The 6,843-nt window shown below is 56.5% G+C and carries 5 protein-coding genes and 2 pseudogenes; 2 read left to right on the top strand and 5 right to left on the bottom strand.

Annotation, left to right across the window (positions count from 1 at the left end):
• The 3 genes and pseudogenes from GA0061102_RS32840 to GA0061102_RS32170 all read right to left on the bottom strand — a co-directional run.
• Positions 1–164 (bottom strand): annotated as a pseudogene (locus GA0061102_RS32840) (IS256 family transposase); the annotation flags it as partial.
• A 606-nt stretch (positions 165–770) separates the two neighbouring features.
• On the bottom strand, positions 771–1,031 hold the full coding sequence (locus tag GA0061102_RS32165; RefSeq protein ID WP_092856757.1) for a hypothetical protein: 261 nt from the start codon (positions 1,029–1,031) through the stop codon (positions 771–773).
• Between the two features lie 164 nt (positions 1,032–1,195).
• Positions 1,196–2,494, bottom strand: coding sequence for an NRAMP family divalent metal transporter (locus tag GA0061102_RS32170; protein ID WP_092856760.1), 1,299 nt, complete (start codon positions 2,492–2,494; stop codon positions 1,196–1,198).
• Between the two features lie 476 nt (positions 2,495–2,970).
• On the opposite strand from GA0061102_RS32170, the pseudogene GA0061102_RS33820 reads away from it, so the two are divergent.
• A pseudogene (locus tag GA0061102_RS33820) lies at positions 2,971–3,480 on the top strand (transposase family protein); the annotation flags it as partial.
• Between the two features lie 277 nt (positions 3,481–3,757).
• Here the strand turns inward: GA0061102_RS33820 and GA0061102_RS32185 are convergent.
• The gene (locus GA0061102_RS32185; protein WP_092856769.1) at positions 3,758–3,955 is read right to left on the bottom strand and encodes a hypothetical protein; all 198 of its coding nucleotides are present in this window, start codon (positions 3,953–3,955) and stop codon (positions 3,758–3,760) included.
• A 541-nt stretch (positions 3,956–4,496) separates the two neighbouring features.
• Here GA0061102_RS32185 and GA0061102_RS32190 point away from each other — a divergent pair.
• A complete protein-coding gene (locus GA0061102_RS32190) occupies positions 4,497–6,500 on the top strand; it encodes an ABC transporter ATP-binding protein/permease (RefSeq protein ID WP_092856772.1) in 2,004 nt (667 codons plus the stop codon).
• A gap of 67 nt (positions 6,501–6,567) precedes the next feature.
• Here GA0061102_RS32190 and GA0061102_RS32195 read toward each other — a convergent pair.
• Positions 6,568–6,843: integrase core domain-containing protein (locus GA0061102_RS32195; RefSeq protein WP_139115141.1), on the bottom strand; the 276-nt coding region annotated here is incomplete at its 5' end.

Genomic DNA, 6,843 nt, shown 5'->3' on the forward strand with positions numbered 1-6,843 from the left:
TGTGCAAGCCGCAGCGGGTTCTTCTCCCCGAACCCTGCACCCGTAGCCGAGCTGACCTCCAGCTCCATCAGCCGTTCGGCCGCAAAGCCGATCATCTCACGCAACAAATCTGCGTCCGCACTCTTCTCAACAAGCGAACGCACGTTCATCATGTCATCGGTCATCAGTGATCTTTCCGTCAGGTTGTGTCTTGAACAACCCGACCCTAGCGGAAAACACTGATGGCCGCCCGCAAAGCCGATCACCCGCTACAGCGCTATGAAAAGCGCGCGGGCGCTCGGCTTTGCTATCTTCCGTCACCTACACCACGTGCCGGGACACAATCGCCTTTACTCTCGCAAAGTTGACCCAAGGACACAGAAGCGCCAGAATCTCGGGACCTTCAAAACTAGAGAGGCGGCCGAGAAACACGAGCGAGAGGTGCAATATTTCAAGCATCACTAACCGAGCCGCGAAGTCGAGTACAGGTAAATGCACCTCGGAGCGAGGCAGCGACTTTAGGCAGATGGCAACTCACTAGGAAAATGTGCGGCTGGCGCCCTCCGCTTTGACGACAACCTACGTCGTTAAAGGAAAACAGATCGAACCTTGGTGAACGGGAATCCTAGTTTCCCACATGCGGCAAAGCCAACGCCACCACCCGCTCGCAGAAAGGGGGAGCGGCACCAATGATACGCCCAATTCTGATGGTCAGTCGCAAGCCTGCCAAAGCGATCCAAACTGATGCCTACTCGTCACCGTCTGCGCAGTGAGCTCGAAATCGTCCGTCGCTAGGGTATATCTGTAAACCGGATTTTCTGACCATCGAGGTAGCCATGCTCATAAGCTTTGGCCTGTTCGCTGTTGTCAGGATATGGGTTCTTTTGGTTTTCCGCTTCGCGCTTTCCCGCCTTGACTCCCCTTTCGTACGCCTCCTTCTCGCTCTCTGAGGCGGGAAGAAGGGGCGATTGATAAGGGTAATACTGTATGGGGTTCGGCAGCCCAAGCCCAGGTGCGGAGATCGGTACTACAGTTGGCTTTTCCGGGCACATAGTGTTTTCCTCCTAACACGAAAACGCTATTTGCAACGGACAGTTCCTTGGGGATCATAAAACAACAACGCGGTCATTTTGCGCGATAGCCTAGCCTCCCGACGAACTTTCCGATTGTCGATTTCCTCAGATGCTTCAGAGCCTTCTTTATGTCGAAGACGTCCTTAAGTGATTGATGTCACGATCATTCCGACGACGCATGCCGCCATTGCAATGGTCGAGGTCCATCCGAGCCAGCGCAACCAGCCGGTGATGATAAACTCGCCCATGATTTGGCTCTTTGCCGTCATCAGCATCGCTACGGTCATCACGGGAACGGCTACGACGCCGTTGATCACCGCACTCCAATAGAGTGCTTGGATAGGATTGACCGGCGTGAACAAAATGCCCATTCCAAGCACGCATGCGATAATCAGAGTCGCATAAAAGGCTTTCGCGTGTTTTGGCTTTCTGGCGAGACCAACCGGCCATCGCCAAGCCTCGGCGATGGCGTAGGCGGCCGAACCAGCAAGGACTGGCACCGCAAGCAGGCCAGTTCCTAAGATGCCAATCGCGAATACAACGAAGGCGAAATTGCCAGCGATTGGCCGCAGTGCGTCGGCTGCCTGCGCCGAAGATTCAATATTCGTGACGCCTGCCTTATTGAGCGTAGCCGCGGTAGTCGCGATGATCGCGATTGCTATAATGTTCGAAAACGCCATCCCGGTCAAAGTGTCGGCACGGATGCGCCTGAGCGCAGCGGGCGCTTCTCTTGGCGCAAGCACCAGTGGGTGTTCGCTGCGGTCAATACGTTCGTCTTCAGCTTCCTCTGACGCCTGCCAGAAGAACAGATAGGGCGATATTGTCGTGCCCAAAATCGCGACCGCGGTCGTGAAGAACGGTGCATCCCAAACAATCTTGGGCACCAAAATGCCTGCAATCGCTTCCGGCCAGGATATATTGACCGCGAAAAGAGCGGCCACATAGGCAAAGAGGCTCAGTGTTATCCACTTGAGCACCGCGACATAACGGCTGTAGTCGAACAAAAGGCTGGCAGCCGCACACACAGTCCCAAAGCCGATCACGTAGAGCGCGGTAGGCCCGCCAATCAGAAGTTTCAGCGCGTCGGCCATGGCGCTGAGATCGGCACCGATATTGATCGCGTTCGCGATGAAAAGAAGCCCCACGATGAGATAGAGTAGCCAGGCTGGGTAGTGCCGACATACGTTTCCAGCAATACCACGCCCAGTCGTTCGTCCAATCCGAGCGCAGACCTCCTGGATTGCGGACATCAGCGGGTATGTCAGCAACATCGTCCAACCAATACTATATCCGAGTTGGGCGCCGGCTTGGCTGTATGCTCCAATGCCGGACGGATCATCATCCGAAGCGCCAGTGATGAAGCCCGGACCCAGGATCTTTAGAAGCCGACGAAGAGGGCTGTTGGTCAACGTCGCTTTATGTTGTGCCGTCGACTGAACCACGGATTACTCCTGCTTTTTCCGCCAAAGAGCGAATAGCGCGGCCCCTGTGGCCGCCAGGCTTGGTCCTAAGAGGACCGGCATCAGCCGCCGCCCAAAACTCAGCTGCAACGCGAGAGCAAGATCAGTCGAGGCGAGTGAAATCACCGCCAGCATGCCGAGGATGGAAAGTCTCGCCTTGTTAGACACCATCGTCTGCCCACACCAAGAAGCGCCTGCTCGGCTCTGGCGGAAGCTGCGGCCGTCATCGACAAGGGCGTGCCGACACAATGCAGAATGAGCCGGATGGTTCCATTCTGCTGCGAGGCCAACTTCTCTTGTCTCGCCCAAAACAGTGATCACGGTCACGCAGGCGAACGCGATCCGCCAAAGCACCCCGAGCTGCGCCCATATCGACCATATTAGACAAGCTGCGCAGCGGGTCTTCCTCACTTTGTGTGGTTAACAAATCGTTGACCGTTGCGCCGCTATGCGCCGGCATGCGAACGAAATCGAAATGGTCGCCCGGTCCGGGTATTAAGGTGAAAACTGTCGTGTCTAATGGCGATGGTGATTGAGTTGTGTCTGTGTGCGGACCGTCCTCGGGCATATGCCCAGATTGCCGACATCAGAGCAGAAGTCGGCACGGCTGGTCGTACCGCAGTCTCCAGGACCTGCCGATCCAGGGCAATGAAGTGACTGTCAAGCTTCAGTTAAGCCGCTGGCGTTGTAGATATCGGTAGTGCAAACGGCAAACATTCACCGACCCGGTCCCGGCGATTGCCTCGCCTTACGCACGCGGGACAAGGAGGGTCGCCGAAATAGTCGGCCTGCTGGGTCACAGCACCGGCGGACGGCCCGGAGAGCGCTTGATGAGACGGCTTGGGATGTCGATCAGCGACGACACCATCCTTCGGCATTTGAAGCGCAATGCTTCACGGATCGATGACGAACCCCCGGCACGGATCATCGGTATCAATGACTGGAGCTGGAGGAACGTTGTCCGGCATCGAGATGATCCGTGTGCTGCACAAGCGTCAGATGCAGGATTCTGGGACCGCGGGCCTGTCAGTCGCCAAACAATTCGAAACCCTGATTGCCGTTTTTTAAACCCCGCCAATCAACCTCGTATCGCGGCTGCCTCAAACTTTGCAACCGATCCATGCCGAATGGCTTGCTGGCAGCCTGCCGACAGTCACCCGAAATTCCTACTGATTTGGCAGGAAGACACGCCTGTCACACCACCGCGGTGATTTCCAGCGTGCGGACAGTGGCGATCACGCCCGATCAGTCCAACGGATGGCCGGGTTTATGCTGGTCGCTAGGGATTTTTTGCGCGTCCATAAATCCATGCGTCCATTCGTCTCGGCGAGGATCGCCCTCTGGAAACGGATTGTTGTCAGCGCAAGCTCCCTTCGCAAAGGCCTTTCTGCCCAGTTCATAAGCGTCGCTTTCGGAGATCTCGTGGTCATTGCTCGTCTTCATGACGGCACCTCTTGCAAACCCACTCTAGCATCAAGCACGTAACGGCGAAGGCGGTTCGGGATGCTTGAACGGGAATTCTATGTGACACTACTGCAAGGCAACTCTCCTTGGCATGAGCGTATGAAGAGCCCTTCCGTCGAACCCGTCATTCTCGGATCTACGCTTCTCCAGTCAAATTGTTCCAAGAATTCTGCCAGTGCGGGCTAATGCGGGAACATATTGTCGATTGTTTCATTTCATTTTTGGAGGCAGCATTCGTGAGCCGGCAATGGTGGGGCAAACCTGTTACGATCACAACAAGTGACCCTGGCAAACGTTTGACGAACAGCACCATCGAGACCGCGGACGAAATATGCTGCGAAAGTGGCCCTCGAAGTAGCGCGGGCGTGCTTTCAAGACAACAAAGACAATGCTGGTCGGCGCTCATGAAGGCCATGTCGATGCGGAAGCAGTTCGCGACGCCTTTCTAGACCGACGCTCCAATGCCATGGTCCACTCTGGCCTCGTGAAACTTTTTTATTTTTAAGCCGTTGTGGTGCTTATGACCGGCGTTAAATCCAATTCGAATTCGGCCGACGGCACCAAACCCCACGGCGCCGGAAGGTCGAGCCAGGAAAAGGCATCGACTGTCGAGGTCGAGCCGCCGCCAGACGATATTGAACCCGGCCCAGAATTGACGCCCGAGGAAGCCGAGAAGGAACGCAAAAGGTATTTACTTAAACGTTTCTGGATCAGTGCGCGTGGTTACTGGAGCCGGCGTGGCGATGGCTTCGCTTGGCCGTGCACGATCGGGCTGCTCAGCCTGATCGGCGTCAATGTCTGCTTCCAGTACGGAATCAATATTTGGAATCGCGCAATTTTTGACGCCATCGAGCAGCGCAACGCCCACACGATCTATTTCCTGAGTGCGGTGTTTCCGCCGCTCGTGCTCGGGAGTGTCACCCTTGTGACATCACAAGTCTACATTCGCATGATGATCCAACGGCGATGGCGTTCCTGGCTCACGAGCGCACTCATCGCTCGCTGGCTCGCGAACGGCCGCTACTATCAACTGAATTTGATCGGCGGCGAAGGCCATAGGAACCCCGAGGCGCGTCTCTCAGAGGATTTGCGGATTGCGACGGAGTCCCCGGTCGATTTCCTCGCCGGCGTCATTTCAGCATTCGTTTCAGCCTCAACCTTCATCGTGGTGCTGTGGACGATCGGCGGAGCCCTGACGCTCCAGATCGCAGGTTCGGTCATCACAATTCCAGGCTTTCTTGTCGTCACCGCAGTCCTCTACGCAGTGATCACGTCCAGCTCGATGGCGGTCATCGGCCGCCATTTCGTCGAGGTCTCCGAGGTCAAGAACCAGGTCGAAGCTGAATTTCGCTATACGCTGACGCATGTGCGCGAAAATGGCGAGAGTATCGCATTGCTCGGCGGCGAAGAGGAGGAGCGCAATGACCTCGAAACGACCTTCGGCAATGTCCTGAAGCAGTGGGCGCTGCTTGCGCACCAATACATGCGCACGACCCTTATGTCGCATGGTTCCATGTTGATTGCGCCTGTCGTACCGGTCCTGCTTTGTGCGCCGAAATTTCTTGAAGGTAGCATGACGCTCGGTCAAGTGATGCAGGCCGCCTCTGCCTTTGCTATCGTTCAGGGTGCGTTTGGCTGGTTGGTGGACAACTATCCGCGCCTTGCCGACTGGAACGCCTCCGCGCACCGCGTCGCCTCGCTCATGACGTCGCTCGACGGGCTGGAGCGCGCGGAAAAGAGCGACTCCCTCGTACACATCGAGCACGGTGAAACTGAGGGTGAAGCGATGTTGTGCCTCAACGATCTCTCGGTGACGCTCGATGATGGCACCGCCGTGGTCAAGGAAACGGAGGTCGAGATCGATCCAGGCGAACGGGTGTTGGTGGCCGGAGAATCTGGTACGGGCAAAAGCACGCTAGTACGGGCAATTTCCGGTCTCTGGCCCTGGGGTCACGGCAGCGTCAATTTCCATCCCAATAGCCGATTGTTCATGTTGCCACAGCGGCCCTATATACCCTCGGGCACGCTGCGCCGCGCCGTCGCGTATCCCCGTGCAGCCGATGACTGGACGCTGGATGAGATCAAGGCCGTCATGGAGAAAGTCGGCCTCGATTATCTGAACGACAAGATCGAGGAAGATGCGCCCTGGGACCAGACATTGTCGGGTGGCGAAAAGCAGCGCCTCGCCTTCGCACGTCTCCTCTTGCACAATCCCGACATCATCGTGCTCGACGAAGCAACTTCAGCGCTCGACGAGAAGAGCCAGGACAACATGATGGAGATGGTGATCCGTGAATTGCCGAAGGTCACCATTATCAGTGTCGCACACCGAGCCGAGTTGGAAGCCTTCCACAGCCGCAAGATTACCTTGGAGCGCCGCGAGGGTGGTGCAAAGCTTGTCAGTGATATCGATCTTGTTCATCGACCGAGAAAAGGGAACCTGCTCTTGCGCCTTTTGGACGAGCGAAGACCTATGCCAAAAGGCAATTTGACCTCCAGCAAGGAGGCGCGATCTCGAGGTTAATCCGCTAACAACTTCAGCTAAAGGTGTGGAGTGAACCCCTGGGGCTGGACCAGCGATGCGCGTCAAACTAAGCCGCCTGCTGGGCGAGTTGGGTTTCAAATTCTGCTGGCGATCGATAGCCAAGGGCTGAGTGCAACCGCCTGGCATTGTAGATCTCCTCGATGAACCTGGGCAAGCGGTCAGCCACGTCCGCGAAGGTCTCGTAGCCAGCGGGGTAGATATCTTCCACTTTCAAGGTCTTCATGAAGCTCTCTGCCTGCGCATTATGATAAGGGTTGCCGACGGCGCTCATGGAACCCTGTAGACCAGCGGCATCGAGCGCCCGTCGATAGGTCTCACTTGC

Origin of the sequence: Martinezella miluonensis (assembly GCF_900094545.1) — a bacterium.
Lineage (GTDB): Bacteria > Pseudomonadota > Alphaproteobacteria > Rhizobiales > Rhizobiaceae > Rhizobium > Rhizobium miluonense.

Bases quoted from the DNA above. Each gene is read 5' to 3' on its own strand.
- GA0061102_RS32165 (WP_092856757.1), bottom strand. From the start codon at position 1,031: ATGTGCCCGGAAAAGCCAACTGTAGTACCGATCTCCGCACCTGGGCTT.
- GA0061102_RS32185 (WP_092856769.1), bottom strand. From the start codon at position 3,955: ATGAAGACGAGCAATGACCACGAGATCTCCGAAAGCGACGCTTATGAA.
- GA0061102_RS32190 (WP_092856772.1), top strand. From the start codon at position 4,497: ATGACCGGCGTTAAATCCAATTCGAATTCGGCCGACGGCACCAAACCC.